The 27,000-nt window shown below is 72.1% G+C and carries 23 protein-coding genes; 13 read left to right on the plus strand and 10 right to left on the minus strand.

Annotated features, from left to right (window positions below; all coding sequences use genetic code 11):
• Positions 1-101: 101 nt before the first annotated feature.
• Positions 102-611: an FKBP-type peptidyl-prolyl cis-trans isomerase gene (locus tag AB0A63_RS37155; RefSeq protein ID WP_360400228.1), complete on the plus strand. Its 510-nt coding sequence runs from the start codon at positions 102-104 to the stop codon at positions 609-611.
• A 163-nt stretch (positions 612-774) separates the two neighbouring features.
• Here AB0A63_RS37155 and AB0A63_RS37160 read toward each other — a convergent pair whose 3' ends face one another.
• The gene (locus AB0A63_RS37160; protein WP_360400231.1) at positions 775-1,716 is read right to left on the minus strand and encodes a quinone oxidoreductase; all 942 of its coding nucleotides are present in this window, start codon (positions 1,714-1,716) and stop codon (positions 775-777) included.
• Between the two features lie 99 nt (positions 1,717-1,815).
• Positions 1,816-3,402: a DUF885 domain-containing protein gene (locus AB0A63_RS37165; RefSeq protein WP_360400234.1), complete on the minus strand. Its 1,587-nt coding sequence runs from the start codon at positions 3,400-3,402 to the stop codon at positions 1,816-1,818.
• Between the two features lie 37 nt (positions 3,403-3,439).
• Between AB0A63_RS37165 and AB0A63_RS37170 the strand changes: the two genes are divergently transcribed.
• The 3 genes from AB0A63_RS37170 to AB0A63_RS37180 are packed head-to-tail and all read left to right on the plus strand — an operon-like array spanning position 3,440 to position 5,395.
• Complete coding sequence (locus tag AB0A63_RS37170; RefSeq protein ID WP_360400237.1) at positions 3,440-3,730, plus strand: hypothetical protein; 291 nt, start codon at positions 3,440-3,442, stop codon at positions 3,728-3,730.
• Positions 3,727-4,572: a hypothetical protein gene (locus tag AB0A63_RS37175; protein ID WP_360400240.1), complete on the plus strand. Its 846-nt coding sequence runs from the start codon at positions 3,727-3,729 to the stop codon at positions 4,570-4,572. Before AB0A63_RS37170 ends, AB0A63_RS37175 begins: the two co-directional genes overlap by 4 nt.
• Positions 4,573-4,600: 28 nt before the next feature.
• Positions 4,601-5,395 carry an alpha/beta fold hydrolase gene (locus tag AB0A63_RS37180; protein ID WP_360400243.1) on the plus strand — a complete coding sequence of 265 codons (795 nt, stop codon included), beginning with the start codon at positions 4,601-4,603 and terminating at the stop codon, positions 5,393-5,395.
• On the opposite strand, the gene AB0A63_RS37185 is transcribed toward AB0A63_RS37180, so the two are convergent.
• The gene (locus AB0A63_RS37185; protein WP_360400246.1) at positions 5,381-6,958 is read right to left on the minus strand and encodes a cation acetate symporter; all 1,578 of its coding nucleotides are present in this window, start codon (positions 6,956-6,958) and stop codon (positions 5,381-5,383) included. The genes AB0A63_RS37180 and AB0A63_RS37185 overlap by 15 nt on opposite strands.
• Positions 6,955-7,365: a DUF485 domain-containing protein gene (locus AB0A63_RS37190; protein WP_360400249.1), complete on the minus strand. Its 411-nt coding sequence runs from the start codon at positions 7,363-7,365 to the stop codon at positions 6,955-6,957. Before AB0A63_RS37190 ends, AB0A63_RS37185 begins: the two co-directional genes overlap by 4 nt.
• 332 nt (positions 7,366-7,697) lie before the next feature.
• Here AB0A63_RS37190 and AB0A63_RS37195 point away from each other — a divergent pair, with 332 nt between their 5' ends.
• From AB0A63_RS37195 to AB0A63_RS37210, 4 genes are read left to right on the plus strand one after another with little or no spacing between them, the layout of a single operon-like run.
• Positions 7,698-10,346: a nitrate- and nitrite sensing domain-containing protein gene (locus tag AB0A63_RS37195; RefSeq protein ID WP_360400252.1), complete on the plus strand. Its 2,649-nt coding sequence runs from the start codon at positions 7,698-7,700 to the stop codon at positions 10,344-10,346.
• The gene (locus AB0A63_RS37200) at positions 10,343-10,762 is read left to right on the plus strand and encodes a roadblock/LC7 domain-containing protein (RefSeq protein WP_053738309.1); all 420 of its coding nucleotides are present in this window, start codon (positions 10,343-10,345) and stop codon (positions 10,760-10,762) included. The genes AB0A63_RS37195 and AB0A63_RS37200 overlap by 4 nt, the downstream gene beginning before the upstream one ends.
• 2 nt (positions 10,763-10,764) lie before the next feature.
• Complete coding sequence (locus tag AB0A63_RS37205) at positions 10,765-11,328, plus strand: DUF742 domain-containing protein (protein ID WP_360400255.1); 564 nt, start codon at positions 10,765-10,767, stop codon at positions 11,326-11,328.
• A 58-nt stretch (positions 11,329-11,386) separates the two neighbouring features.
• Positions 11,387-11,923, plus strand: coding sequence for an ATP-binding protein (locus tag AB0A63_RS37210; RefSeq protein ID WP_360400258.1), 537 nt, complete (start codon positions 11,387-11,389; stop codon positions 11,921-11,923).
• 73 nt (positions 11,924-11,996) lie between these two features.
• Here AB0A63_RS37210 and AB0A63_RS37215 read toward each other — a convergent pair whose 3' ends face one another.
• Together AB0A63_RS37215 and AB0A63_RS37220 are read right to left on the minus strand one after the other, a co-directional pair.
• A complete protein-coding gene (locus tag AB0A63_RS37215) occupies positions 11,997-12,989 on the minus strand; it encodes a hypothetical protein (RefSeq protein WP_360400261.1) in 993 nt (330 codons plus the stop codon).
• The gene (locus tag AB0A63_RS37220; protein WP_360400264.1) at positions 12,982-14,994 is read right to left on the minus strand and encodes a toll/interleukin-1 receptor domain-containing protein; all 2,013 of its coding nucleotides are present in this window, start codon (positions 14,992-14,994) and stop codon (positions 12,982-12,984) included. Before AB0A63_RS37220 ends, AB0A63_RS37215 begins: the two co-directional genes overlap by 8 nt.
• Positions 14,995-15,105: 111 nt before the next feature.
• Between AB0A63_RS37220 and AB0A63_RS37225 the strand changes: the two genes are divergently transcribed.
• The 3 genes from AB0A63_RS37225 to AB0A63_RS37235 all read left to right on the plus strand — a co-directional run bounded on the left by AB0A63_RS37225 (position 15,106) and on the right by AB0A63_RS37235 (position 17,698).
• Positions 15,106-16,047: a TIR domain-containing protein gene (locus AB0A63_RS37225; protein ID WP_360400267.1), complete on the plus strand. Its 942-nt coding sequence runs from the start codon at positions 15,106-15,108 to the stop codon at positions 16,045-16,047.
• A 73-nt stretch (positions 16,048-16,120) separates the two neighbouring features.
• The gene (locus tag AB0A63_RS37230) at positions 16,121-16,585 is read left to right on the plus strand and encodes an ArsR family transcriptional regulator (protein ID WP_360400270.1); all 465 of its coding nucleotides are present in this window, start codon (positions 16,121-16,123) and stop codon (positions 16,583-16,585) included.
• A 9-nt stretch (positions 16,586-16,594) separates the two neighbouring features.
• The gene (locus tag AB0A63_RS37235) at positions 16,595-17,698 is read left to right on the plus strand and encodes an ankyrin repeat domain-containing protein (protein WP_360400273.1); all 1,104 of its coding nucleotides are present in this window, start codon (positions 16,595-16,597) and stop codon (positions 17,696-17,698) included.
• Here the strand turns inward: AB0A63_RS37235 and AB0A63_RS37240 are convergent.
• The 3 genes from AB0A63_RS37240 to AB0A63_RS37250 are packed head-to-tail and all read right to left on the minus strand — an operon-like array spanning position 17,677 to position 20,298.
• Positions 17,677-18,594 (minus strand): COX15/CtaA family protein, encoded by a 918-nt coding sequence (locus AB0A63_RS37240; protein ID WP_360400276.1) that lies wholly within the window; start codon positions 18,592-18,594, stop codon positions 17,677-17,679. The two genes, AB0A63_RS37235 and AB0A63_RS37240, sit on opposite strands and share 22 nt — an antisense overlap.
• A 19-nt stretch (positions 18,595-18,613) precedes the next feature.
• Positions 18,614-19,372 carry an ABC transporter permease gene (locus AB0A63_RS37245; RefSeq protein WP_360400279.1) on the minus strand — a complete coding sequence of 253 codons (759 nt, stop codon included), beginning with the start codon at positions 19,370-19,372 and terminating at the stop codon, positions 18,614-18,616.
• Complete coding sequence (locus AB0A63_RS37250; protein WP_360400282.1) at positions 19,369-20,298, minus strand: ABC transporter ATP-binding protein; 930 nt, start codon at positions 20,296-20,298, stop codon at positions 19,369-19,371. The genes AB0A63_RS37245 and AB0A63_RS37250 overlap by 4 nt, the downstream gene beginning before the upstream one ends.
• 308 nt (positions 20,299-20,606) lie before the next feature.
• On the opposite strand from AB0A63_RS37250, the gene AB0A63_RS37255 reads away from it, so the two are divergent.
• Complete coding sequence (locus AB0A63_RS37255; protein WP_360400285.1) at positions 20,607-21,182, plus strand: DUF998 domain-containing protein; 576 nt, start codon at positions 20,607-20,609, stop codon at positions 21,180-21,182.
• Positions 21,179-23,164 (plus strand): glycosyltransferase, encoded by a 1,986-nt coding sequence (locus AB0A63_RS37260; protein ID WP_360400288.1) that lies wholly within the window; start codon positions 21,179-21,181, stop codon positions 23,162-23,164. The genes AB0A63_RS37255 and AB0A63_RS37260 overlap by 4 nt, the downstream gene beginning before the upstream one ends.
• On the opposite strand, the gene AB0A63_RS37265 is transcribed toward AB0A63_RS37260, so the two are convergent.
• A complete protein-coding gene (locus tag AB0A63_RS37265) occupies positions 23,145-26,921 on the minus strand; it encodes a patatin-like protein (protein ID WP_360400291.1) in 3,777 nt (1,258 codons plus the stop codon). The two genes, AB0A63_RS37260 and AB0A63_RS37265, sit on opposite strands and share 20 nt — an antisense overlap.
• Positions 26,922-27,000: the final 79 nt, after the last annotated feature.

A 27,000-nucleotide genomic window follows, 5' to 3' on the forward strand; every position in this document is an offset into this window, starting at 1 on the left:
CGCTCGGCGCGTAATTCCGAGTTAGGTGGAATCGGGGTGGCGGCGTCCCGCGACCGGCCTGCTACACCCCGCTCACACCGCCGCCCATAAGCTGCCCGGTCATGCGCACCGTCCTGCTCATCGCTTCTCTCGCCCTGGCCACCACCGCACTCGCGGCGTGCGGCACCGAGGAGAAGCCCGCCGCCGACGCCTCCGCCCCCTGCAAGGCGGAGGACTTCAAGGTCACCGGGGACTTCGGCAAGGCGCCGAAGGTCGAGATCCCGGCCTGCAAGCCCACCGGCGAGCTCATCGTCAAGGACCTCGTGACCGGCACCGGTGCCGAGGTGAAGCCGGGTACGACGGCGTCGGTGAACTACCAGCTCACGACGTTCAGCGACAAGAAGGTGCTGGACAGCTCGTTCGAGCGCGGCGAGCCGTTCGACGTGGAGAACGTCGGGCAGGCGCAGGTCATCGACGGCTGGAACGAAGGCATCGTCGGCCTGAAGGAGAAGGGGCGCCGGCTGCTGGTCGTGCCGCCCGCCAAGGGCTACGGGCAGGGTGGCGGCGGCATCAAGCCGAACGAGACGCTCGTCTTCGTGATCGACGGCGTGAAGGTCACCGCCGCGCAGTAGCCGTTGACCGCACGCGGGGACCTTCCGTGCACCACAAGTGCACGAAAGCTCCCCGCGTGCGCCGCAAGTGCACGGAAGCTCCCCGCGTGCACTGCAAGTGCATGAAAGCTCCCCGCGTGCACTCCAAGTGCACGGAAGGTCCCCGCGTGCACCTCGGTCAGGGTCAGGGCAGGAGCAGCAGCTTGCCGGTCGTGCGGCGCGACTGCAGGTCCGTGTGCGCCTGCGCGGCCTCGGCCAGCCGGTAGCGGCCGCCGACGCGCACCGACAGCGTGCCCGAGGAGATCGCCGAGAACAGGTCCGCCGCGCGCCACTCGAACTCGGCGCGGTCCAGCAGGTACGCGCCGGTCGACGGCCGGGTCAGGAACACCGAGCCGGCGGCGTTGAGCCGCTGCGGGTCCACCGGCGGCACCGGGCCCGACGACGCGCCGAACAGGGCCAGCAGGCCCCGTGGCTTCAGCGAGGCCAGTGACTGGTCGAACGTGTCCGCGCCGACGCCGTCGTAGACCACGTCGACCTTGTCGATCTGCGCGGCGAAGTCCCCGTAGCGCAGCACCTCGTCCGCGCCGGCCTCGCGGGCCAGCGCCTCCTTCTCGTCGGTCGACACGGTGCCGATCACGTGCGCGCCGTACGACTTGGCCCACTGGGTCAGCAGCAGGCCGACACCCCCGGCCGCCGCGTGCACGAGCACCCGGTCACCGGCCTTCACCCGGTACGTCGAGTGCACGAGGTAGTGCGCGGTGATGCCCTGCAGCAGCGCGGCGGCCGCGAGCTCCACGTCCAGCCCGTCGGGCACCTTCACGGCGGCTGCGGCCGGCACCACGACCTCGGTCGCGTAGCTGCCCAGCACGGACATCCACGCCACCCGGTCGCCCACCGCGAAGTCCGGCGAGCGGGACTCGACGACCTCGCCCGCGCCCTCCAGGCCCAGTGCGGTCGGCAGCGGCACGGGGTAGAGCCCGCTGCGCTGGTAGGTGTCGATGTAGTTCACGCCCGCGGCGCTCACCCGCACCAGCAGCTCGCCGTCACCGGGTGTGCGCGCGTCCACGTCCGCGTGCTCCAGCACCTCCGGACCACCGGCCGCGCGCACCACCACTGCCTTGGGCATCTGTCCTCCTAGATCGGCTCACCCCGGACAACTGCGGCCCGCCACCCGATGTTCCCGGTCCCACCACGCGGGAGCACGGGGCGGTCCACCCCGTGGCCGCTACTCCTCGCCGAGCGCCACGCGCCGCGCGAGCCCCAGCGGCAGGGCACCCGACCCGGCGATGCGGTCGTGGAAGTCGCGCAGCGACCCCAGCCCCGCGGCCAGGTAGTCCTCGCGGATCAGGTCGATCTCCAGCGCACCGGTCAGGTAGGACGGTGCCTGCGTCGGCCACGAGCAGTACCGGCGCACCTCACCCGCCGCCGTGCCGGGCGTCAGCGCCGTGCGCTCCACCATGAACGACTCGGCCTCGTCCGGGGTCATGTCGCCGCAGTGCAACGCCGTGTCGACGACCATCCGCGCCGCGCGGAACAGCCGCGCCTCGACGTGACCCATCACCGCGCCCGGTGTCGTGTAGTGGCCGACCGAGCGCAGCAGCTTCTCCGCGTACAGCGCCCAGCCCTCGGAGAAGTACGGCGTCCGGAACACCCAGCGCAGCGGGTGCGCGTCCCCCTGCGCCGCGACCCACGACGCGTGCCAGTGGTGGCCGGGGTAGGCCTCGTGCACGGAGATCGTCGGGAGCTGCGAACGGGCGTTGGTGCGCAGCCGCTGGGTGACGTCGACGTCGGAGGCGCCGTCCGGGGTGAACGGCACGAAGAAGTGCCCGAGCCGGCCCGCGGTCATCGGCGGCGGGCCGACGTAGCTCGCCACGGCCATCACCGCGCGGTGGAACGGCGGCGACGGCACGACCCGGCACTCCTCGCCCTCCGGCAGCGTCACCAGCCGGTGCTCGACCAGCGCCGCCCGCGCCCGCGCCGTCTCGGCCTCGTACTCCGCGCGCATCGCCGCCAGCGTCGGCGGGTGGTCGTCCTGCAGCGAGCTCATCACCGCGCGCCAGTCCGGTGTGCCCGCGAGCTCGACCAGCTCGGCCTCCAGCCCCGCGTACGCGTCCTGCCCGCGGCGGTGCAGCTCCGGCGCCCCGTACCCGAGCATCTCCTTGTCCTGCAAGAGGGTCGAGTACAGCTTCTCGCCCATCCGCCAGTCGCCGGTGGCGCGCAGGGCCAGGTCCTCCAGGAACACCGCGAACCGGTCGAACGCCTCCGCGGCGGGCAGCGCGGCCTCCACGAGCTCCGCGCGCAGCTCCGGTGCGGACACCTCCAGCGGCAGCGTGTCGAGGACGAACGACCGCCCGGTCCGCACCTGGCCGAGGGCGCGCCGCACGACCAGCGGCGCCGCGAGCGCCGGGTCGAGGTTGTGCTGGGCCGCCGCCAGCACCGACGGCACCTCCCGCAGCTTCGCGGCGATGGCGGTGACGAGCTCCGCCTCGGGCAGCAGGCGGTGCAGGAACGGTGCGAGCAGCCCGAAGAACAACATGCCCGTGTACGCGTGCGGGTCGCGCCGCCACGCGGGCCACGTCTCCGCGGCGAGCTCACCGCGCAGCACCGACAGCACGAGGTCGCGGTCCACCGACGCCGGCTCCGCCTCCAGCTTCGCGAGCCACGCGGCGTTCTCCCTCGCCCGGTTCTCGAAGGCAGAGGAGGAGAAGTCGCCGAACGTCGCGTAGTGCGGGAGGGAACCGACCTGCGCCGCGTGCGCGGGGTGCTGGTCGAAGTACCAGGCGAGGTAGGACGTGAGCGTGTCGGTGGTCACCCGTCCGAAGTTACCTGCTGGTTTTAGAGTGTGGGACGTGTCTGATCAAACCGCGCAGAAGCGCATCGCCGAGTTCGTGAAGGCCCACGGCAAGCCGGACCAGGCCGTTCGCGCGGTCGTCGAGCCGATCGGCCGGGCCGGTGCCCGGATCGTGCTCGTCGGTGCGGACGGTGCCATGGGCGACGTGATGACCGAGGACGTGGAGTCCGCGACCGCCGCCGTCGAGGCCGCCCCCGGCGTCGAGCCGGCCGAGTGGGACCGCGAGACCACCGCCGCGACCAAGATCGGTGCCGAGCACCGCCGCAAGATGGCCAAGATGCAGTCGTGAGGGTCGTCCTGGTCTCCTGCGCGGAGCTGCCCAAGGGCGACGGTGACGACGACGCGCTGTTCGACGCGCTGGCCCGCGACGGCGTGGACGTCACGTGGCAGGTGTGGGGCGGTCCGGTCGACGCCGACCTCGCGGTGCTGCGGGCGCCGTGGGACTACCCCGAGCGGTTCGACGAGTTCCTGGCGTGGTGCGACACGGTGCCGGTGCTCGCGAACCCGGCCGCGGTGGTCCGCTGGAACACCGACAAGTCCTACCTGGTCGAGCTGGCCGGCCGCGGGGTGCCGGTGGTGCCGACGTTCGTCGTGCGGCCCGATGAGACGCCCGAGTGGCCGTCCGGCGAGTTCGTGGTGAAGCCGGCGGTCGGCGCGGGCTCGCGCGGCGCGGGCCGGTTCACCGACCACGACCTGGCGCTGGCACACCTGCGCTCGCTGGGGAAGACGGCGCTCGTGCAGCCCTACCAGTCCAGTGTGGACGCCAACGGGGAGACGGCGCTGGTGTACTTCGCCGGCGAGTACTCGCACTCGTTCCACAAGGGACCGATGCTCGCCAGGGGCGGTGCCGGGTCCGACAACGGCCTGTACCTGGAGGAGAAGCTGGCGGGCGTCGAACCGTCGGCGGCGCAGCGCGCACTCGGTGACGCGGTGCTGGACGCGACCGCGGACCTGCTCGCGGTGCCGCGCGAGGAGCTGCTGTACGCCCGCGTCGACGTCGTCGAGGACGCGGACGGGGCACCGCTGCTGCTGGAGCTGGAGCTGACCGAGCCGACGCTCGGGTTCCGGTACACCGGTGAGGAGGCGGCTGCCCGGATGAGCGCGGCGATCAGGGCGGCGGCCACCCGGTAGTCGTTCCACACCACCTCGGGGGGATTCGGTGAAGGCGGACGTCAACGGCATCACGATCGGCTACGACGACGAGGGCGTGAGCGACCACGTGCTCGTCCTGGTGCACGGCCACCCGTTCGACCGCACGATGTGGCGCCCGCAGGTCGAGCACTTCGGCCGGCGGGGCTGGCGGGTGGTCGCGGCCGACCTGCGCGGCTACGGCGAGACGACCGTCGTGCCCGGTGTCACGCCGCTGTCGGCGTTCGCCCAGGACGTCGCGGGCCTGCTCGACCACCTCGGCGTCGACCGGTTCGTGCTCGGCGGCCTGTCCATGGGCGGCCAGGTCGTCCTGGAGTGCCAGCGGCTGTTCGGCGAGCGCATCCGCGGTCTCGTGCTCGCGGACACCTTCGCCCAGGCGGAGACGCCGGAGGGCAAGGTCCACCGCAACGCCATGGCCGACCGGCTGCTGCGCGAGGGCATGTCCGGCTACGCCGGCGAGGTGCTCACGAAGATGGTGGCGCCGCACAACGCCGAGGCGCTGCCCGAGGTCGCGGCCCACGTCAGCCGGATGATGCACGACGCGCCGCCGGAGGGTGCCGCGGCGGCGTTGCGCGGCAGGGCCGAACGCCCCGACTACACCGACCTGCTGGGCACCATCGAGGTGCCGACCCTGGTGGTGGTCGGCAGCGACGACGAGTACACGCCGGTGCGCGACGCGGAGTACATGCACGAACGCGTCCCCGGCTCGACCCTCGTCGTCGTGCACGGGGCCGCGCACATGCCCAACCTCGAACGCCCCGAGGTCTTCAACGAGGCGCTCGGCTCCCTGCTAGCGGAGGTCTGACCCGATCCCGGTCAGCCCGCGGACCTCCATCTCCGCCTGCTTCTCCCGGTCGGCCGGCTCGCCGCCGAACACCGTGCCCAGGTACCCGGCCAGGAACGACAGCGGGATCGACACGATGCCGGGGTTGCTGAGCGGGAAGAAGGCGAAGTCGACGTCGGGGAACACCGACGACGGCGAACCGGAGATGGCGGGGGAGAACACGATGAGCAGCACGCACGACGTGAGGCCGCCGTACATGCTCCACAGCGTGCCGCGGGTGTTGAACCGCTTCCAGAACATGGAGTAGAGCAGCGTCGGCAGGTTCGCCGAGGCCGCCAGCGCGAACGCGAGCGCGACCAGGAAGGCGACGTTCTGGCCGTTCGCCGCGATGCCACCGGCGATCGCGAGCACGCCGACGCCGACCGCGGTGTAGCGGGCGACCCTGACCTCGTCGCGCGGGTCGGCCTCACCGCGCTTGATCACGTTGGCGTACACGTCGTGCGCGAAGGAGGCCGACGCGGTCAGCGTCAGACCGGCGACCACCGCGAGGATCGTCGCGAACGCCACCGCGCACACGACGCCGAGCAGCACCGCCCCGCCGATCTGGAACGCCAGCAGCGGGGCCGCCGAGTTCTCGCCGCCGGGAGCGCTGGTGATCTTGTCCGAGCCCACCAGCGCCATCGCGCCGAAGCCGATGACCAGGGTGCACGAGTAGAAGATCGCCATCATCCACGTCGCCCACACGACCGAACGACGCGCCTCGCGCGCGTTGGGCACCGTGTAGAAGCGCATCAGCACGTGGGGGAGTGCCGCCGTGCCGAGCACGAGGGCCAGTGCCAGCGACAGGAAGTCGATCTTGGACAGGTCGGTGGCGCCGTACTTCACGCCCGGCGACAGCACGGCCTCACCGCGCGGCGACCGCTGGGTGGCGCGGTCGAGCATCGAGGACAGGTCGAAGCCGAACTTGCCGATCAGGAAGATGGTCAGCAGCGACACGGTCAGCAGGAGCAGGACGGCCTTGATGATCTGCACCCACGTGGTGCCCTTCATGCCGCCGACCAGCACGTACAGCACCATGACGATGCCCACGACGGCGATGATGACGGCCTGGCCGACCTTGCTGTGCACGTCGAGCAGCAGCGCCATGAGACCGCCGGCGCCCGCCATCTGGGCGATCATGTAGAAGATCGAGATGACCAGCGTCGAGTTGGCGGCCGCGGCGCGCACCGGGCGCTGGCGCATCCGGAACGCCATGACGTCGCCCATGGTGTAGCGGCCGGTGTTGCGCAGGCGCTCGGCGATCAGCATCAGGCCGATCAGCCAGGCGACGACCCACCCGATCGAGTACAGGAACCCGTCGTAGCCGTTGACGGCGATGGCACCGGAGATGCCCAGGAACGACGCGGCGGACAGGAAGTCACCCGACAGTGCGATGCCGTTCTGCGTCCCGGTGAAGCTGCTGCCCGCGGCGTAGTAGTCCGACGCGCTCACGTTCCTGGTCGACGCCCGGTAGACGACGTAGAGCGTGAGCAGGACGAAGATGCCGAAGACGGACAGGTTGATCGCGGTGTTCGCCCCGGTCACGCGAGCTCCTCATCAGCGCCGGCGAGCGCACGGACCCGGTCGACCTGGGGGTCGAGCCGCTTCTTGGAGTAGCGCGCGTACGCCATTGTGATGACGACGGTCGTGACGATCTGGAGGAATCCGAGCGTCAGGCCGACGTTCACCGTTCCGAACAGCGGAGTGCGCATGAAATCGGCGGCGTAAGCCGAAAGCAACACGAACGTGACGTACCACGTGAGGAACAAACCGGTTGCGGGAAGAATGAAACGTGTCACCCGGCGCTTCAGGACGAGGAAATCCTCACTCGTTTGGATGGCACTGAAATCCGGCTCACCGTCACCGTCTATGAGCAATGAGTGACGGGAGTCGTCAAAGGTCGCGAAACCGGGCGTCGCCGGGCGTGACACGGAGGGCAGCGCCTTCGTCATCAACCGCTCGTTTCGTTACGGGGAGTACCCGGCGGGCGCGTGCGCGGACGCCGCTGCCGTGCCGGAGGTGGAGGGCGCCAGCGTAACCACGCGTGGCGGCGAGTCAATCCCTTGCGCGTGCAACACCACCCCAAGAGGTTACTCGTGACAGCCGGTGATCAATCGTGCACGCCTGAGGTCGTTGTAGCCGCACGCTCTCTGGCCTACTATCCGCACACACCCGATGCGGCGGATCTCGATATCGAACCCCCGGGTGACTCAACTCGTGGGGATTCACCGGCCAGGAGGTAGCCGATAGTGGGGCACTTCGAGCGCGCCGTGGGGATCATTTCGTGAATGTCGAGTGGAGAAAGATCAGCGACTGGCGCAACTGGAGGCTGCCGGTCAAGCTCGGCGTCGTGCTGCTGGTCCCCGTGGCCGTGGCCGTCGGTGCGGGCGCACTGCAGATCAACGGGTACGTCGACCGGTCGAACTCGTACGTGCGGATGCAGGGACTGGTCAAGCTGAGGGCCGACCTCGCGCCGCTGATCTCCAGCGTCCAGCAGGAACGCACGCTCGCCGCGCAGAGCGCCACGAGCGGCTCCGGCGTGGGCGCCTACCAGAACCAGATCAGCGCCACGGACAACGCCGCCGCGACCGTGCGCCGCCGCGTCGAGCGCACCGCCGGCCTGAGCGACGTCGCCCGCAGCCGCTTCACGGAGATGGGCGACCAGATCGGTCAGCTCAAGACCTTCCGCGAGAAGGTGACCACCGGCAACGGCGACTCGGCGGAGGCCACGGCCGGCTACACCGGTGTCGTGAAGTCGTTGCTGGACTTCGAGCAGGCGCTGATCAGCCAGTTCGGCGACCAGGCCATCTCCGGCACCGCCATCGGCCTGCACAACATGGTCATCGCGCAGGAACAGGTCTCGCAGCAGCACGCGATCGTGCTCGCGGGCATCGGCCGCGGCAAGCTGCTCGGCACCGAGGTCCGCTCGCTGGAGCAGTCCGACATCCGCCTGCAGGACCGCCTCGGCGACTTCCAGGCCGTCGCCACCGGCGGCCAGCGCCGCGACTACGACCAGACCGTCACCGGCGCCGAGGTCGCCGCCCGCGGCAAGCTCGTCGAGCGCGCGCTCACCCAGCCCGACGGCACCCCGATCCCGGTCAGGCCCGGTCAGCCCCGGCCCGACCCCGCCTCGACGCTCGGCATCGCCGTCGACGAGTGGAACAAGGCCTCCGGCACCACCGCGCGGCTCATGGAGCAGGTCACCCGCGGCCTGCAGGACGAGCTCGCGAGCTCGTCGGCCGCGCTGCAGGACGACACGTCCGACAAGGCCGGTGCCGCCGCGGTGGTCCTGCTGGCGATGCTGCTCGTCGCCGTGACGCTCGGCTTCGTCATCGGCCGCTACCTGCTGCGCTCGCTGTCGGAGCTGCGGCACTCCGCGCTCGACGTGGCGCACCACCACCTGCCCCAGGTCGTCGCCGCGATCCGCGCCGACCGCCAGCCGGACACCACGATCGAACCGGTGCCCGTGCACACCAGCGAGGAGTTCGGCCAGCTCGCCCGCGCGTTCGACGCGGTGCACGAGCAGGCCATCCGCTCCGCCGTCGAGCAGTCGTCGATGCGGTCGGGCATGAAGAACATCTTCGTCAACCTGTCGCGCCGCTCGCAGGGCCTCGTCGAACGCCAGCTCAAGCTCATGGAGGAGCTGGAGCGCCACGAGGAGAACCCCGAGCAGCTCGCGAACCTGTTCAAGCTCGACCACCTCGCGACGCGCATGCGCCGCAACAACGAGAACCTGATGGTCCTCTCCGGCACCGACGTCGCACGCCGCTTCCACCAGCCCGTCGCGCTGGCCGACGTGCTGCGCGCCGCCGCGTCGGAGATCGAGCACTACCAGCGCGTCGTCGTGAAGTCGACGCCGTCGGTCGAGATCGTCGGCTACGCGGCGAGCGACCTCGTCCGGCTCGTGGCCGAGCTGCTGGACAACGCCACCGCGTTCTCCGCGCCCAGCACCCAGGTCGTCATCGGCTCCCGGCTCGACCAGCAGGGAGCGGTCCTCGTCGAGGTCGCCGACCAGGGCATCGGCATGGGCCCCGCCGAGCTGGCCGAGGCCAACGACCGGTTGTCCTCCGGCACCGAGGAGGACGTGCCGGTCTCCCGCCAGATGGGTCTCTTCGTCGTCGGCCGCCTCGCCGGACGGCACGGCATCACCGTGCGCCTGCGTTCGGCGGGAGAGGGCGGGGAGGGGCTGCGGGCGTTCGTGCTCGTGCCCGCCGAGCTCGTGCGCTCCCACCAGGAGGCCGAGGTCCCCGCCGCACCGCGCCACGCCGCGCTGCCCCAGCCCAAGCAGGTCCCCAAGCAGGCCCAGAAGCCACCGCACGTGGTCGTGAAGACGCCGAACCTGGCCCCGGCCCCGGTCGCCCCCGCGATCGAGGAGCAGCGCCAGTCACCGGAGTGGACCTCGTTCCGCGGCGCGGCGATCGACGAGACGCCGCTGCCGAGCCGGCCGACCGCCAACGGCACCGCCCACGGCGCCCGCAACGGCAACGGCGGCTCGAACGGGCACGGCACCGGCGCCCGCCCGGCGGTCCCGCCGGCCGAGACGACGTCCTCGTGGTTCGCCGGGAGCGGCGGCTCGGGCGGCCCGGCCGGCGACGACAGCTCCCCGCAGGTGCCCGGCCCGGCTTCGTCACCGTCCGTGACGGGTTCGTGGTTCGGCAAGAAGGCCCCCGGCACGGTGTGGGAGCAGCCGGGCGACCCCGCGGCCGACGCGGGGGAGACGAATGCCGGGTTGCCGAAACGCGCGCCGCGTAAGAACCTGCTCCCCGACCTCGTGGAACGTCCCGAGAACGGGGTGCGGCCGGCCGGTGGGCCCAAGCGCGATCCGGAACGCGCGCGGGGCTTCCTGGCCAGCTACCAGACAGGCCTTCGCCAGGCCCCGCTGGGGGACAAGGGCAACGGGAACGGCCAGTGGAACGGGCAGGAGAAGGCATGAGCACGCCTCAGTCGCGGCAGGTGGACCAGTTCGGTTGGCTGATCACGAACTTCACCGACCGCGTGCCCGGTGTCGCGCACGCGATCGTCATCTCGGTGGACGGGCTGCTCCTGACGAAGTCGTCAGGTCTGCCGCCGGACCGAGGGGAGCAGCTGGCCGCGATCGCGTCGGGCGTGACGGCGCTGACGATGAGCGCCTCCCGCTGTTTCGAGGGCGGCGGAGTGTTGCGCACCGTGATCGAGATGGACTACGGGATCATGCTCCTCATGTCCATTCGAGACGGGTCCTGTCTGGCGGTGCTCGCCGCGCCCGACAGCGACGTCGGCCAGGTCGCCTACGAGATGACCGTGGTCGTCGACCAGGTGGGCCAGATCCTCACCCCCGAACTGCGAGCTCAGCTGCACAGCGTGAGGTGATCATGAGTTCGGCCGCTGACGCGCCCCGGCGGCGCAGGCGGGCGGAGACGCCCGCGGAGCAGACCTTCGCCGACCTGATGAACGGGTTCACGCTGAACTCGTCGCGGCGGCGGTCGCGCTCGGCCTCCGACGGGCCCGAGCGGGACGCCCCCGCGTCCGGCGCTGCTGTTCCCCTTGCGCCACAGGAGGAACAGCCCGCCTTCGAGGTGCCCGCGGTGGAGCCGCAGGACGCCTCGATCGTGCGCGCGTACGCCTGGACGGGCGGGCGCACCCGGTCCGCCGTGCACCTCGAGATCGAGACACTCGTCTCCGCGAATGATCAGAGCCGGCAGTCTGCGGGTATCTTGCAGGCTGAGCACCAACACGTCGTCGAGCTGTGCCGCTCACCGCGATCCGTCGCGGAGGTGGCCGCACTGATGCGGCTCCCGCTGGGAGTCGCGAAGGTGTTGCTCGGCGACCTGGCGGAACGAGGTCTGGTGGACGTGCACCAGACTGTTTCCGCGGGCGGTGACACGCCGGACCTCGGGTTGATGGAGAGAGTGCTGAGTGGACTACGTCGGCTCTAGATTTCCCGACCTCGGGCCCCCTGGGCCTCCCGGTCGGGAGCTGACTTCGGCCAAGGTTGTGGTCGCCGGTGGCTTCGGCGTCGGCAAGAGCACCTTCATCCGGTCGATCCTCGAACACGACCTGCTGACGATGACCGCGCTGCCGCCGGAGCGGGGCCTGGTCACGGAGCTGGTGCGCATCCAGTTCGGCAAGGTGTGGCTCGACCCCGGGCTGGCGCTGCACCTGTTCGTGGCCCCGCAGTGGCAGAACCCGCGCGCGGGCTGGTCCGACGTGGTGCGCGGTGCCGTCGGCGCGGTCGTGCTCTTCGACGTGATGCGCCCGGCCGACTCGGTCGACGCCATGCGCTACTTCGAGGACCACAAGATCCCGTACGTGATCGCGTTGAACAACGTGCACGTGTCCGTCCGCTCGGACGTGCAGGCCGTCATCCGCGGCATGGGCATCGCGCCCCAGGTGCCGGTGGTGGACTGCGACCCGCGCCTGCGCGTCTCGGTGCGGGAGACGCTGATCTCGCTGGCCGAGCACGCGAAGCTGGACCGGTGGCGCCGCCGTCCCGGCCCGGACGAGACGACGCCGCTCGCGCCCGTCTGCTGACGAACCACGCGGGGGCCTTCGCACGACACGTGCGAAGGCCCCCGCGTGGCGTTTCACCGGCCGGAAGGCGTGCTCAGGCGGCGCCGGCGGCCACCACGTACGGCGAGCCCCACACGGCCTTGCCGGAGCGGCACTGCGCCTTGTCGACCGTGGCGACGGACGACCTCAGGGTCAGCGCGAACACGTTCGGCGGCAGGTCGGCCTTGAGCGGCTTCGCCTCACCGGGGTTGACCACGACCTCGGCGACCGGCTTGACCAGGTCGCTGTTGACGAACACCTGGAACTTCACCACCAGCTGCGGGTCGGACGTCGCGTCGGTGCCGACCGCCGCGACCTCCAGCCGCGTGAAGTTCTTCAGCCTGACCTGCTGGTCGCTGCTGGTCGTGTAGCACGAGTCGAGGCTCGTGAACGCGGAGTTCTGGTGCTGCGTCAGCTGCACGTCGTGGTCGCCGCGGGTGAAGGACCAGCTGTTGCCCGGCACCGGCAGCTCGACGAGCCACACCGGCGCGTCCGCGGACAGCGAGCTGCCGTCACCGGGCACCGCCGAGGCCGGCAGCGACCCGGTCGGCAGCGCGTTCGACGAGGACGGCCTGGCCGTGGTGGTGCTCGTCGTCGCGGTCGTGGTGGTCACCGCTGGGGTCGTCGTGGCCGGCAGTGCCGCCGGCGGGGCGGGCTGACCGGACGAGAACGCCTTCGCGGCGATGAACCCGAGCAGCAGCAGCACGACCGCCGCCGCCGCACCCGCCGCGATCTTCCACCGCCCGCGCTTCGGTGCCGTCACGACCCTGCCTCCCAGGTCTGCGTAGAGCCGGCGGCCGAAGCCGGGGTCCTGGCGCAGCTCGCGCGCCAGGTGCAGGCGCAGCGTCTCCACCTCGACCGGGTCGGCCGGGTTCGCGAGGAAGCGCGCCAGGATCTCCTGCGGGTACGGGCCGGACAGCTTCGCCTCCAGGTGCCCGAGCAGGCCTTCCAGTCGCGCGTCGTACGCGGCCGGGCCCACCTCGTTCTTGCGGATGACGTACTGCGACAAGGCGTGTACGGCGGAGCTGGCGAGAACGTCGTCATCCATCCTGCTGGTCCCCCTTCTCCCGCTGCTGTGCTGTGTAGAGGTCGCGCAGCACCCCCATCACCTGCGGCGGCAGGAGCGGTTTGCCGTCCGGACCCCGCGGGGCGCGGCCGGACCCCGGGTCGACGAACGACACCGCGAAGTCCTCCGCGAGCTTCGTGAGGCCGGTGAGGATGCGGCCGAGCGGTTCCGGCGGTGGCGCGACGGGCGTTCCGCTGTGCGACCGAATCTGGTCGGTGAACCCGTTCCACGCCTTGAGCAGCGCCTCCATCGCGGCGCCGCGCAACGGGTCGTGCGCGGTGCCGCCGGTGGACACGTTCTGCAGCAACGACATGACGTCCTGCATCGACCAGTCGAGCTTGCCCATCTCGTTCGCGATGGCGCGGGCGAACGGCTCCGGTTCGTCGAGCCGGGTGAGCGCGACGCTCACCAGCGGTTCGAGCCGGCGCGGTGCGGCGTGGAACAGCGCCGTGACCGCGTCCAGCAGCCCGGGGTGCCGCGGCAGCGCCCGGCCGAGGACGGTGAGCGCCGTGGTCAGCCACTCGTCCGGGAACGCCACGGCCACGGTCGTGACCAGTGCCGGGTGCTCGGCCAGGGTCGCGGCGACGAGGTGCTCGCCGAGCGCGTCCGGGCGCAGCGCGGTGAGCGGGTAGGGGCCGGGGTGCAGGCGCGACCACGCCGCCACCTGCGTGCGCACGGCGTCCGGGTCCTGGCCGAGGAAGTCGGGCAGGCGGACGACCAGCGCCTCGGCCTCCTCCGCCGACGCCGGGGCGCACAGCGTCGCCAGGGTCCCGATGATCGCGAGCGAGGGGGAACCGGCGCGCAGCGCGGCGTCGTGCCGGTGCAGCGCCGCGAGTGGGTCGGGGCCGGTCTCGCCGAGCACGGCGGTGAGCGCGCGTGCCTGGAGGTCCAGGACCGTTCCCGGCGGGGCGGCGACGGCGACCGGCTCCACGCCGAGGGCACCGGCGAACGCGGTCACGGCGGTGGTGATCGACAGACCGGGCGGGCAGGGCTGCAACGTCACCGTGCCGGACCGGCCCGCGGTGCGGAACAACGCGGCCACCCGGTCGTCGCGGTGCTCCCGCAGCGCGGTCAGCCAGCTGCCGTCGGACCGGCCGAGCAGCAGCAGGCGGGTCGGGGCGTCGTGCACCGCCGACCGCGCCGCGACCGCCTCCGCCAGCGCCACCAGCTGCTCGGAGCGCTGCTCGGCGTCGTCCACGACGGCGAGCAGCGGCCGGTCGACCGCGCTGGTGCGCCGGATCTGGGCGGCGGGCGCCTGCCCGGCGAGCAGACCGGCGAGCCACCCGTCGGCCGTCATCCGCCGGCACAGCTCGACCGCGAGCCGGGTCCGGCCGCAGCCGGCCGGGCCGACGACCAGCCTGGCCGCGTTGGGAGCGGAGGCGTGCGCCCACGCGACCAGGTCGGCCAGCTCGCGGTCCCGGCCGTGGAACGGCACCACGGCGCGCTCGGGCAGCAACAGGGTGCTGGGAGCGGCCCCGGGCTCGAACGGCTGCGGCGGCTGGGCGAACAGGCTCGGCACCACGAGCGACGGGACCAGGCCGACCAGCCTCGCCACGAGCTCGGCCATGTCCTGGTGGAACCGCCGGTGGCTGAGCGCCTGCGCCTGGATGCTCGCGAACCCGCGGATGCCCGCCGGGAGGTCCCCGTGCTTCGGTCGCGGCGCGTCCTCCAGCAGGACGGGCACGATCGGGATGCCGTTCGCCAGCGCGTGGGCGATCTCGTCGTGCACCCAGTCGCCCGGTGACTCGAGGCGCGGGCGACCGGTGCCGGGGTCGGGCACGAGCCAGTGCGGCCCGACGACGGCGACCAGGACGTCCGCCTCGTGCAACGCCCTGCGGATCTCGCTGGGGTAGTGGGTGCCCGGCTCCATCGACACGGCGTCGCGGAAGACCAGGTCGGCGCCGAAGTGGTCGCGCAGCACCTGCGTGATCGACGCCGCGCCGTAGGGGTTGTCCTTCACGCGGTAGTTGACGAACACACCGGCCATGCGACGAGAAAAGCACGCGGCACCGCCGAACGGAGCACCCCGCCGCGCATTGACCTTGAAGTGTCCAGCGGATGTCCAGTTCGCGGGGCCCACCTGTGTCCACAATGGTCCATGGGTGTCGTCTTCATCAACTTCCGCGGTGGTGACGGCCAGGACAGCGCCGTCCTGATCGACCAGAAGCTCAGCCGGGTGCTCGGCCGCGACCGGGTGTTCCGCTCCAGCGCGAGCATCGAGCCGGGTGTCCCGTTCGACCCGGAGCTCGTCCGCGCGGCCTCCTCGTGTGCGGTGCTGCTGGCGGTGATCGGCCCGCGCTGGCTCACCGTCGCCGACGGGGGCGTGCCGCGGATCGCCGCACCGGGCGACTGGGTGCGCTTCGAGATCGAGCTGGCGCTGCGGGCGGGCGCGCGGGTCGTACCGGTCCTGGTGGGGGACACGGCGATGCCGTCGGCCGCGGACCTGCCGCCGACGATCGCGGCGATCGCAGGGCACCAGTACCTGCGCCTGCACCACCGGTCCGCCGACTACGACCTGATGCAGATCCTCGACGCCGTGCGGCCGTTCGCGGGCTCCGACGGCAGCGTTCCGCCCCCTCCGCCGGCCGACACCACCCGCCTCACGTCGTTGCCGGTGGCCGCCCGTTCGCCGGACGTGGTGCTGGGCGGCGCGAACCTCAACGGCCGGCACTACGGCGAGAGCGTCGTCTACCGCTGCTCGGGCTTCTGCCATGAGCCGAAGGGGCAGGTCGAGTTCAACCTGGGCCGCCGGTTCCGCCGCTTCGAGGCCACGGTCGGCGTCCTCGACGACGCCGTGGACGCGGGCCAGACCGGTGTGTTCGAGGTGGTCGTCGACGGGGTGCCGCGCGAGCAGCGCTCGGCGGGACAGGGCGGGCCGCGCCTGCTGAGCCTCGACGTCACCGACGCGCTGCGGCTGCGGCTGGTCGCCTACCGGCCGGGCACGACGGTGCACCCGCTGCTGGCCGGCGCGAACATCGCCGGCGGGCGGTCGAACCACCTGCCCGAGCTCGCCTGGGGCAACCCCACCCTGTACGCCTGAACCACACCGCCACCCCCTGGGTCGTTGACAAGATCGCTACGATGATTTCAGTGTCGACCGAAGGGGAACATCGATGAGCGTCGGCAGGGAAACCCGCCTGTCCGCCTGGATCGAGCGGTTCGCGGCCCACTTCGCCGAGGAGGGCATCCCGCTGATCGGCGGGCGCATCCTCGGCTACCTGCTGGTCTGCCAGCCCGTGGAGCGCACCGCCGCCGAGCTGTCGCAGGAGCTGGAGGCGAGCAGCGGCTCGATCAGCACGAACCTCAAGTTCCTGGTCAACTCGGGGCTCGTGACCAAGCGGACCCGGCGGGGCCGGCAGGCCGCGGAGTACCGGATCAACGAGAAGGCCTGGTCGGACTTCGTGCAGCGCAAGCTCCACGCCATCGCGAGCGTGCAGACGCTGACCGACGACGGCATGCGGCTGCTCAGCGGCGATCCGGAGCGGGCGATGCGGCTGAAGACCGTCGACCACCTCTACGGTTGGCTCTCAGCGGAAATCCCGGCCCTGTGGGAGCGCAGGCCCGCGTCGCCCAAGTAGCTTGGGTGCATGTGGCACCCGTTCCGCGACGACATCGAGTACTACGAGGAACGGGCGCGCGGACTGCTCGCCTCCGCGTGGGACGGCGTGCCGGGTGCGCTGGAGGTCTTCGACGGTGTGCCGCTGACGGACGAGGGCGCGCACATCGTGCTCGCGCAGGCACACGGGTGCGAGGACTGGAAGACGCTCAAGGCGCACATCCGCAACCCGCGCCCGTTCGCCCGCGCCTACCAGGCGGTCGAGCTGCAGCACCCGGCCGAGCTGGCGGCGCTGCTCGCGCGTGACCCGTGGCTGGTGAAGGCCAGCGGCACCAACGGGAACGACCTGCTCGGCATGGCCACCGCCAAACACGACGAACGCCTCGTGCGCGTGCTGCTCGACGACGGCGCCGACGTGAACCACCGCAACGTCCACGGCTGGACCGCGTTGCACCAGGCGGCGTACGCGAACCAGCCGCACCTGGCCGAGGTGCTGCTCGCCGCGGGCGCCCGCACCGACCTCGAAGCGCGCGGGGCGGGCGGCACCCCGTTGACGGTCGCGTTGTTCTGGGGCCACCGGGAGACCGCGGAACTGCTGGCACGGCACGGGATCCACCCGCCGAACCTGCGCACCGCCGCCGGACTGGGCGACCTGGACCTGGCGGTGGAACCCGAGGCGGGCCGCGGCTACTACCGGCCGCACAGCGGTTTCCCGCGCTGGTGGCCGACGGCCGACCCGCAGGAGGTGCTGGACGAAGCGCTCGCGTGGGCGGCGCGCAACGACCGCACCGAGGTGTTCGGCGAGCTGGTCGAGCGCGGTGCCCGCGTCGACGCGGACGTCTACCGCGGCACGGCGCTGGCGTGGGCGGCGTGGTGCGGTCTGGAGAACGCCACCCGCACGTTGCTCGACCTGGGCGCGAACCCGGACCAGCGCACCGGTTTCGGCGGTCCGATGCACGGCGAGGGCGTCACCGCGCTGCACCTGGCGGCCGAACGCGGGCACCTCGGCGTCATCCGGGTCCTGCTCGGCGCGGGCGCCGACCGGACCGCCACCGACGCGAACTTCGAGGCGACCCCCGCCCACTGGGCGAGGCACAACGGGCAGACCGAGGCTCAGGCCTTGCTGAGCGCCTGATCGGTGGCCGCGGGCACCTCGACCTCGACGGTGCGTTCACGTGAGGACGTCCACAGCATCGCCGTGGCGACGACGACGGCACCGGCGCCCAGGACGTGGATCGACACGAGCACCTCGGGCACGCCGGTCCAGTACTGGACCATGCCCAGCGCGCCCTGGGCGAGCACGACGCCCACCAGGACCCAGTAGGAGCGGTTGCGGACGAAGAAGCCCATCGCGATCAGCATGCCCAGGAACAGGAACAGCAGGTCGGCGTGGATCTGCGCGAGCGCCGGCACCGGCACGTCCAGGCGCGGCGTCTTCGAGTCGCCCGCGTGCGGGCCGGCGGCGGTGACGAAGGTGCCCGCGATCAGCAGCAGGTACATCACGACGGCCATCACGACCTGCAGCCCGCGCGCGCCGGCGGGGACCAGCCAGCGGGCGGGTCCGTCGCCCTCGCTCAGCGACCGCAGGAGCAGCACGGCGAACCACACCAGCACCATCGAGACCATGAAGTGGACGGAGACGCTCCACCACACCAGTCCGAGCCGGACGGTCAGGCCGCCGATCACGGCCTGGGCGAGCACGCCACCGACCTGGACCGCGGCGAGCACGATCACGCGGCGGCGGCGCGGCTTGTTCAGCACCGCGGCGACCAGGCACAGGCCCGTGATGATGCCGATGACGCCGAACAGGGTGCGGTTGCCGAACTCGACCCACTGGTGCAGGGCGGCGACGTCGGGGTGCTCGACCGGGACGATGCTGCCGGGCACGCACTCCGGCCACGTCGGGCAGCCGAGCCCGGAGCCGGTGACGCGCACGATCGACCCGGTGACCGCGATGCCGCCCTGCGCGATGATGGCGGCGATCGCGAGGGCGCGTTGCAACGGAACGATGAAAGCGGTCAATCGAGACACGGACCGATGGTATGCCGGGTCAGGTGAGCCGCGTCGTCCGGGTCGCCAGTGCCCCGGCGGCAACGCCCCAGGCCACGAGCACCGCGACGGGGCCCGCACCCGGTGCCGTGCCGTGCACCACAGCGGCTTCGAGCGCCTCGGCGAGCGCGGCGGACGGCAGCAGGTGCACGAACCCGACCGGCACCGACAGCGCGACGCCGCCGGCCATCAGCAGCACGAACCAGATGATGTTCGCGAGCGCCAGCACGACCTCCGCGCGCAGCGACCCGCCGAGCAGGACGCCCAGCGCGCCGAACGTCAGCGTGCCCAGGACGACCATCAGCACCAGCCACGGCAGCCCGGCGGGCTGCACGTCCCAGCCGAGGAACAGCGCCGTCACGGCGAGCAGCGCGATCTGCAGCGCCACCACGACGAGCGCGCCGCAGACCCGTCCGGCGACGAGCAGCCAGCGGGGCAGTGCGGAGGCCGACAGCCGCTTCAGCACGCCGTAGCGGCGGTCGAAGCCGAGCGCGATGGCCTGGCCGGTGAACGCCGACGAGATGATCGCCAGCGCGAAGATCCGGGCGGTGGCCGACCCGACGCGCGGCTCGGGCATCGGGATGACCGACATGAGGCTGAGGGCGACGAGCAGCGCCAGCGGGATGAGCACCGTGAGCAGGATCTGCTCGCCGTTGCGCAACGTCAGCATCGCCTCGGTGCGGGCGTGCGCGAACAGCATGCGGCCGAGCGAGCCGCGGCCGGGCTTGGGCGTGAAGGTGCCGGGAGCGAAGGTGGTCATGAGCGCAGCTCCCTGCCGGTCAGCTCCAGGAACACGTCTTCGAGGCTGCGCCTGGCCACGGTCAGCTCCTCGGCCAGCACGCCCTGCTGGGCGCACCACGACGTGACCGTGGACACGACCTGCGGGTCGATCAGGCCTTCGACGACGTAGCCGCCGCGGGTGGCCTCGCGCACCTTCAGGCCCTCGGGCAGCGCGGCCGACAGCAGCGACGTGTCGAGGCCGGGCCGTGCGCGGAACCGCAGCCGCTGGTCGTCGGCCCGGTTCGCGGTCAGCTCGGCGGGCGTGCCCTGCGCGACGACACGGCCCTGGTCGATGATGACGACCTGGTCGGCCAACGCCTCGGCCTCGTCCATGAGGTGCGTCGTCAGCAGCACGGACACACCGTCGTCGCGGAGGGCCCCCACGAGGTCCCACACCAGACGGCGGGCCTGCGGGTCCATGCCCGCGGTCGGTTCGTCGAGGAACACCAGCTCGGGGCGCCCGATCAACGCGCACGCGAGCGACAGCCGTTGCTGCTGGCCGCCCGACAGCCTCTTGTAGGGGGTCTTCACCGCGCCGGACAGCCCGAGCACCTCGATCAGCCACCGGGGGTCGAGCGGGTGCGCCGCGCAGGCCGCCACGAGGTTCAGCATCTCCTCAGCGCGGATGCCGGGGTAACCGCCGCCGCCCTGCGGCATCACGCCGATGCGCGGGCGCAGCGCCTCACTGCCGGGCTCCAGCCCGAGAACGCGCACGGACCCGCCGTCCGCGGAACGGAAGCCCTCGCAGACCTCGACGGTCGTCGTCTTGCCGGCGCCGTTGGGCCCGAGCAGGGCGAGAACGGTGCCGGTCGGCTGCACGAGGTCCAGGCCGTCGACGGCGGTCTTCGAGCCGTACCTCTTGACCAGCCCCGACACTTCCACCGCAGGCTGGGGATTCGGGCTCACGAGCGCTCACCCTATTCGGTCGCCCCCGCTCCTGGTGCACGCGGGGCGCCCGCGTGCACCAGGAGCGCACGAAAGCTCCCCGCGTGCACTCCGCACACGTGCACGCGGGGGCCCCGCGTGCCGCTGAGGGGAACGCGGGGCCCCCGCGTGACCTCCGCAGGGGTGGCGCAAACGTTCGCGGGGCGCCCTTGACGAAGGCGGACGGGAAAGGTGGGGCTGGCCCTACCCCGGGAAGTCGGGGACACCTCAGGGTCCGCTCGGGGGAGTTCCCCATTGGTTGATCACCGCCGTCACAAGAGACTTTTCACGTGATCGAGGTGGGGGACAGAAGACGGGGACTGGTGCTCGGGGGACTGGTGTTCTCACTGGTTCCGATTTTTTACCTGCACGTGGTGTCGGCGGGGCAGCTCGACCCGGTCAGCGACGTCGTCAGCGACTACGTGTTCGTCCGCAACGGCACCGAATGGCTGGCGGCGACGTCCCTCAGCCTCGCGGCCGTGTCGGCGTTGCTGGCCGTCAGCCTGCGGGGTGCGGGCAGGTCAGCGCAGTGGCTGATCGGTGTCTGGTCGGCCGGTCTGACCGTCTCGACGATCTTCCCGACCGATCCGACGGGGGCACCGACGTCGCTGTCGGGCTACGTCCACCGCTACGCCGGCGCCGTCATGTTCGCCGCGTTGCCGGTCGCCGGACTGCTCATCGCGCGCAAATTTCCGGCTCTGCTCGGTATCGCAATAACGGCCACGGTGTCGAGTGCGGCATTCATGGTCAGCCACGTTTCCTTCGCCGGTTTCGAGGCGCGCGGGCTCACCGAACGCGTTTTGTTCGCCGCCCTTTACGGACTTCTCTTCGCAATCGCGGCCACCCAGCTCAGGCGGACGACATGACCCTGCTCGCCATCACCCTCGCCGTGCTCGGCGCCGTGTGCTTCGCCCTCGCGGCACGCCTGCAGCACGACGCGGTCGCCGAGACCGGTGCCCGCGCGAGTGTGCTGCGGCAACCCCGCTGGCTGGGCGGGCTCGCCCTGCTCGTCGCCGGTGCCGGGGTGCACGCGGCGGCGCTCGGCATGGCGCCACTCACGGTCGTGCAGCCGATCGGCGTGGTCGCGATCGGCCTGACCGCGCTGCTGGACCGGCGGCTGAGCGAGCTGCCCGCGATCCTGCTCACCACGGTGGGCGTGGGCGCGTTCGTGTTCCTCGCGTCCGGCAGCGCGACCGCCACCGAGGTCGTGCCCGACGCCGAGCTCACGGCCGGACTGGTGTGCCTCGGCCTGATCGCCATCCCCGGTGTGACAGCCGCGCTCACGACGAACGCGCGCGTTCGCGCCGTGGCGTTCGCATCAGCCGGTGGTGTCGCCTACGGCTACGTGTCAGTGCTCATGCGCGCCGTCTCCCAGTCGGTGCAGCAGGGCGGTTTCGGCCTCTCGCACGTGGCGTCCGTGCTCGGCATCGCCCTTTCGCTCGCGGTCGGCGGCTGGCTCGTCCAGCACGCCTACGTGGGCGGACCCCCTCATCTCGCCGTCGCCTGCCTGACCGTGGTGGACCCGCTGGTCGCCGTGGGCATCGGCGCCTTCCTCCTCGGCGAAGCCGCGCACCTGTCCGCGTGGACCGGTGCCCTGCTGCTCGCCTGCGCGCTCGCCGCAGCCAGTGGTGTGTTCGCCCTCGCCCGTCACCCTCGTGTCCCTCTTCGAACGGAGCTTCCCGTGAACACCTCCAGCGCGCTGCGCGTCGTCATCGCCGCCGACACGTTCCCGCCGGACGTCAACGGAGCCGCGCGGTTCGCCCAGCGCCTCGCCGTCGGTCTCGCCTCCCGCGGGCACGACGTCCACGTCATCGCACCCGACTCGCCCAAGGCCACCGAGATCGAAGGCGTGACCGTGCACCGCCTGCGTTCGCACCGGCTGCCGTTCTACCCGGACTTCCGCTTCTGCCTGCCGTGGCAGGCGAAGGAGGAGGCCGACGCGCTCGTCCAGGCGCTCAAGCCGGACGTCGTGCACGTCCAGGCGCACTTCGTGGTCGGCCGGTACGTCCTCGGCTCCGCCGCCGCGCAGGGCATCCCGACGCTCGCCACGAACCACTTCATGCCGGAGAACCTGTTCAGCCACGCGCACGTGCCGGCGTTCCTGCAGGGCCTGTCCCGCAGATGGGCCTACCGCGACCTCGCACGGGTCTTCGGCCGTGCCGACATCGTCACCGCACCGACACCGCGCGCCGTGCAGCTGCTGCACGACAGCGGGTTCCCCGAACGCGCCATGCCCGTGTCGTGCGGCATCGACATCGCCCGCTACCAGCGCGAGGTCACCCGCAACGACCGGCCCACCGCGTTGTTCGTCGGCCGGCTCGACGAGGAGAAGCGCGTCGACGAGTTCCTGCGCGCCCTCGCACGCGTGCCCGGCGCGCTCGGTGAGGTCGTCGGCGACGGCACGTGCCGCGCGGAGTGGGAGCTGCTGGCCCGCGACCTCGGCATCACCGACCGGGTGCGGTTCCACGGGTTCGTGTCCGAGGACGAGCTGCTCGACGCCTACGCCCGCGCCGACCTGTTCGTGATGCCCGGTGTCGCCGAGCTGCAGAGCCTCGCCACCATGGAGGCGATGGCCGCGGGCAAGCCGGTGATCGCCGCGAACGCCATGGCGCTGCCGCACCTCGTGCACCCCGGCCGCAACGGCTGGCTGTTCGAACCCGGTGACGTGACCGCACTGGCCCAGCGCCTGCACGCGCTCGTGCACGACGCGCCCACGCGGGCCCGCATGGGCGCCGCCAGCAGCGAGATCATCTCGCACCACGCGCTGGCGGCGACCCTGGAGCGGTTCGAAGGTCTCTACGCACGGGCGATGGGCCGCCCTGCGCCGGTCATCGCGCTGGCGGCCTGAGCTTCCGCTCGATCCGCTGCGCGACGACCTGCCCGGTGCGGGAGAGGGTGAGCCCTGCGGGGTGCTCACCCTCCCCGTCGATCAGGAACCGGTACAGCGAGGCGTGGCCCTCCAGCCGCTCCCGCAGCACCGCCGCGACGTCGCAGCCGCCGGGGTAGATCGCCGGGATCGCCTCGGTGACCAGCTGCTCGCGGATGCGCCGCCGTTCCGCCCTCGGCACGTACCAGGACGTGATCAGCAACAGCGTCAGCCCGAACACCAGCGCCGTGCCGATCACCGCCCGCCAGCCCCAGCCGCCCGGCCGCACCAGCAGCAGCACGTCCGCAGCCGCGAGGTAGGCGATGCCGTAGACGACCGCCCAGCCCGCGGTCGCCGCGGCGGGCGGTTCGGCGCGTTCGGTGCCCCACACGCCCTCCACCCGGCGCCACCGCTGCAACGACTTGCCGCCCGACAGCGCCATCCACACCCCGAACGCTCCACACAGGACGGACGTCGGGATCACCAGCCACGGCCGGGTGTGCAGCTCGAACTGCCACACCGACCACACCAGCCCGGCCGCCACGGCCACGACGGCGGCCTGCTTCCAGCGCCGCCGCAGCACCTCCAGCGGCCGGAAGTCGGCGAGCACCGCCAGCGGGGTGCGGATCGGCGCCGGCAGCGACCCCAGCAACAGCAGCGCCGCCACCACCACGACCACACCGCCGACGGTGACCGTGCCGGTGGTGAGCTGCGAGCGGTCGTCCGGCACCCGGTCGACCGCGACCGCCGCCAGCGGGATCACCGGCGACAGCAGCACCAGCCCGTGCAGCAGCGTGCCGGACCGCAGTGCCGCGTACCCGAAAGCGGCCAGCAGCGACGCGGCACCGACCGCCGCGCCGGGCCCGGCCGCCCACGACGGCAGCAACCCGAACAACGCCATCACGACCAGCGCCCCGCCGACCGCGAGCCCGAGCAGACCGAGGAACTGCGCGAGGTTCCCGCCCCTGGTCAGCCCGGTGATCGTCCAGTACGGCAACAGCGCGCCGCCGCGCATGACCCTGGTGACCGGCCGCACCGCCCTGAGCCCGGCGCGTTCCGAGTCGGCCACCGTGACCGCCACCGCCGCCGCGGTCGCCGCCGTGCGGATCATCTGGTCCGACGCCGCCTCCTGGGTGAGCGGCTCGCGGCCGATACCCGCGCGGTCGAACGCCGTCAGCGCCGCCATGCCCAGGGTGACCGTGTGCTCCTGCGGGAACTCCAGGCGCCGCAACAGGTCCGCGTGCTCCTCCAGGAACAGCTCGCCACGCGACCGCGCGTCCGCCCCGTCCCCGCGGTCGGCGATGATCGCCGCCCGCAGCCGGGGCAGCTCCTCGCAGATGATCCGCCAGTGCAGGCCCCACGCGGCCAGCTCGGCGAGCTTCAGCGACGACGGCGACAGCTCACCCTCCGCCTCGTAGATGCCCTGCAGCTCCTTCGCGGCCTCGTTCGCGCACGCCGCGACCCGCACCGGCAGCTCGGGACCGAACATGTGCCTGATCACGTTCTGCACCACCGCTTCCGCACGTTGCGCGGCGGTGCGGGTGTCACCCTCGGGACGGCCGAGGAGGTCCATCCGCCGCAGCCGGCGCGGGTCGAACAGCACCCGGCACAGCATCGTGGCGCCGTCGAGCCGCCCCCAGATCCAGTCGTTGACCCGCCAGGACCTCTTGAGGAACCCGGAGAACCGCGACAGTGACGCCCCGCCCGCCTTGTCGTCGGCGGTGAGCGACTGCTGCGCGAACGCGTTGCGCGTCTGCAGCGACACCTGCACCAGCTCGACCGGCGTGTCCAGCCCCGTCGACGCGTCGTCGGACAGGCAGGTGCCCGCGACCTCCAGCGCCAGCAACCGGCTCAGCCACCGCTCCGCCTCCGACAGCCCCGCCTCCTGCGCGGTGGCCGCCGTGCCGAGCAACGCGTGCCACGCGGTCAGCCCACCCAGCTTGAGCCGGTGCTCGTCGAGGTCGCGCACGACCTCCTGCGCCGCCCCGACGACCCGCCCGATCTCGGCGACCTGCGCCTTGACCTCCAGCCCGAGGTGCCCGTCGACCATGAGCTCGTGGTAGCTCGCCAGCCGCCCGGTCCAGTACTCCTCGCCCAGCGAGTCCGACGGCTGCCAGGCGAACAGCTCCTCGCGCAGCCGCCGCAGCTCCGCCCTCACCTGGTGCAGCTCCCCGCGAGCCCGCGCGATCCGTTCCGCCTGCCCGTCCGGTGCCACCCACACGAGCCGCTTGAGCAGGTCGAGCGCCGAGGCCCCGAGCCGCTCGGCCATCGTGATGCCCCACTCCCAGCCCAGGTCCGCGCGGCACACCGTGCTCGGCAACCGCACCCCCGGCACGTACGGCAGCACACCGTGCTTCCTCTTCCACGCCCGCTGCGCGTTCTCCGCGGCCCGCCGCGCCCGCTCGAACGACCAGTTCGCCGGGTTCCCCTTGGGCAACGCGAACTGCTGCGCGGCCACCTGCCGTGCCGCGAGCCGGATCTCCACGTCCTCGTAGTGCCCGAACAGCTTGTCCGCCAGCGAGTACACCTCGCCGACCACGTCCTGCCCCCCGGCGTGCAACCGTTCGAGCAACGCCATCCGCCCGCCTCTGCTGCCCGCCGCGCGCCGGTTGTGCTCCTCGATCTTCTCGACGTAGGTCCGGTTCGCCTGGCTCGACATGGCGCTCAGCAACCGAGCCCCGGCCGCCACCGTCGTCGGCCCCGCCCCTGCCACGTCCGCCCGCGGCTCCGACCCGAGCGGCTCGGCGTGCGGGAACACCAGCAACATCACCCGCCGCACCGGCCCGTCCGCCGGCATCCGGTCGATCGCCTCCAGCGCCTCCCTGGTCGGCGTGTTGACCAGCACCCCGCCGTCCACGGCGAACCGGCTCCGGTCCCCGCCGTTCGCCCAGCTCGCCACGTCCGCCATGTCCGGCCGGCCCGGCGAGGGCTGCCCGCCGACGGGGATGAAGCTCGGCTCGAACGCGAACGGAAAACTCGCACTGCTGCGCGCGGCCAACGCCAACTGCAGCACCCGCTCGTCGATCCCCCCGGCCGCGAAGTCGTCCCTGGTGACCTCGCTGACCCACGAGTAGGGATCACGCCGGAACGAGAAGCTGCCCTGGTGCACCGACTGCGTCAACGGCTGCCCGAGGTCGTCGTAGCTCGTGGTCGGCACACCCCCGAGCAGGGTGGTCGTGATCCGCAGGTCGATCGGCCGCTCGTCCGGCGCGGTGGGCTCGAAGTCGCTGGTGAGCCGCGCCAACGCCTCCTGCAACCTCGGCAGGAAGAACTCGTCCCCCTGCAACAGCGACGCCGGCGCCCCCTTGAACGGCGTCCTGAGCAGCTGCTCCATCCGCCCCTGCTCCGCCCACAGGTCCCGCAGCCTGCTCAGGTCCGCGTTCTTGTTGACCTGCGACAACGCGAGCGCGGCCCCGTTGATCCCCCCGGCGGACGTGCCGGCGATGACATCGGCCCTGGCCGTGCACCCCACCAGGTCGAGCAGCGGCTGGTAGACCGACCCCGGCCTGGTCAGCCGGTCCAGTTCGAGCACCGTGCCGCCCATCCAGACGGCGAGACTGACGCCGCCGTTGAGGACGACGGCGAAGCGGACCTCCTCGCGGGACATGGGCTGTCCGGCGTGGGCGGGCTTTTCCGGCTGCCCGGGCTTCTCCGGCTGTTCCGGCTTTTCGGCCGGCGCGGCCTGCGTTGGCTGCGCGGCTTGCTCGGTCTGTTCGGCTCGTGCGGTCTCCTCGGACATGCCGCACCACCCCCTCCAGCTTCGATCTTCCCCTCTGCCGGGTAGTCGTCCGCTGGAGTTGTGTGGTTACTGCTGCTTT

The organism is Lentzea sp. NPDC042327, from assembly GCF_040647275.1.
Lineage (GTDB): Bacteria > Actinomycetota > Actinomycetes > Mycobacteriales > Pseudonocardiaceae > Lentzea.

What these genes read in the sequence shown, in the direction of transcription:
- AB0A63_RS37205 (WP_360400255.1), top strand. Translation starts at nt 10,765, where the DNA reads ATGAGTTCGGCCGCTGACGCGCCCCGGCGGCGCAGGCGGGCGGAGACG.
- AB0A63_RS37235 (WP_360400273.1), top strand. Translation starts at nt 16,595, where the DNA reads ATGTGGCACCCGTTCCGCGACGACATCGAGTACTACGAGGAACGGGCG.
- AB0A63_RS37190 (WP_360400249.1), bottom strand. Translation starts at nt 7,365, where the DNA reads ATGACGAAGGCGCTGCCCTCCGTGTCACGCCCGGCGACGCCCGGTTTC.
- AB0A63_RS37200 (WP_053738309.1), top strand. Translation starts at nt 10,343, where the DNA reads ATGAGCACGCCTCAGTCGCGGCAGGTGGACCAGTTCGGTTGGCTGATC.
- AB0A63_RS37215 (WP_360400261.1), bottom strand. Translation starts at nt 12,989, where the DNA reads ATGGATGACGACGTTCTCGCCAGCTCCGCCGTACACGCCTTGTCGCAG.
- AB0A63_RS37265 (WP_360400291.1), bottom strand. Translation starts at nt 26,921, where the DNA reads ATGTCCGAGGAGACCGCACGAGCCGAACAGACCGAGCAAGCCGCGCAG.
- AB0A63_RS37245 (WP_360400279.1), bottom strand. Translation starts at nt 19,372, where the DNA reads ATGACCACCTTCGCTCCCGGCACCTTCACGCCCAAGCCCGGCCGCGGC.
- AB0A63_RS37220 (WP_360400264.1), bottom strand. Translation starts at nt 14,994, where the DNA reads ATGGCCGGTGTGTTCGTCAACTACCGCGTGAAGGACAACCCCTACGGC.
- AB0A63_RS37225 (WP_360400267.1), top strand. Translation starts at nt 15,106, where the DNA reads ATGGGTGTCGTCTTCATCAACTTCCGCGGTGGTGACGGCCAGGACAGC.
- AB0A63_RS37160 (WP_360400231.1), bottom strand. Translation starts at nt 1,716, where the DNA reads ATGCCCAAGGCAGTGGTGGTGCGCGCGGCCGGTGGTCCGGAGGTGCTG.
- AB0A63_RS37155 (WP_360400228.1), top strand. Translation starts at nt 102, where the DNA reads ATGCGCACCGTCCTGCTCATCGCTTCTCTCGCCCTGGCCACCACCGCA.
- AB0A63_RS37230 (WP_360400270.1), top strand. Translation starts at nt 16,121, where the DNA reads ATGAGCGTCGGCAGGGAAACCCGCCTGTCCGCCTGGATCGAGCGGTTC.
- AB0A63_RS37260 (WP_360400288.1), top strand. Translation starts at nt 21,179, where the DNA reads ATGACCCTGCTCGCCATCACCCTCGCCGTGCTCGGCGCCGTGTGCTTC.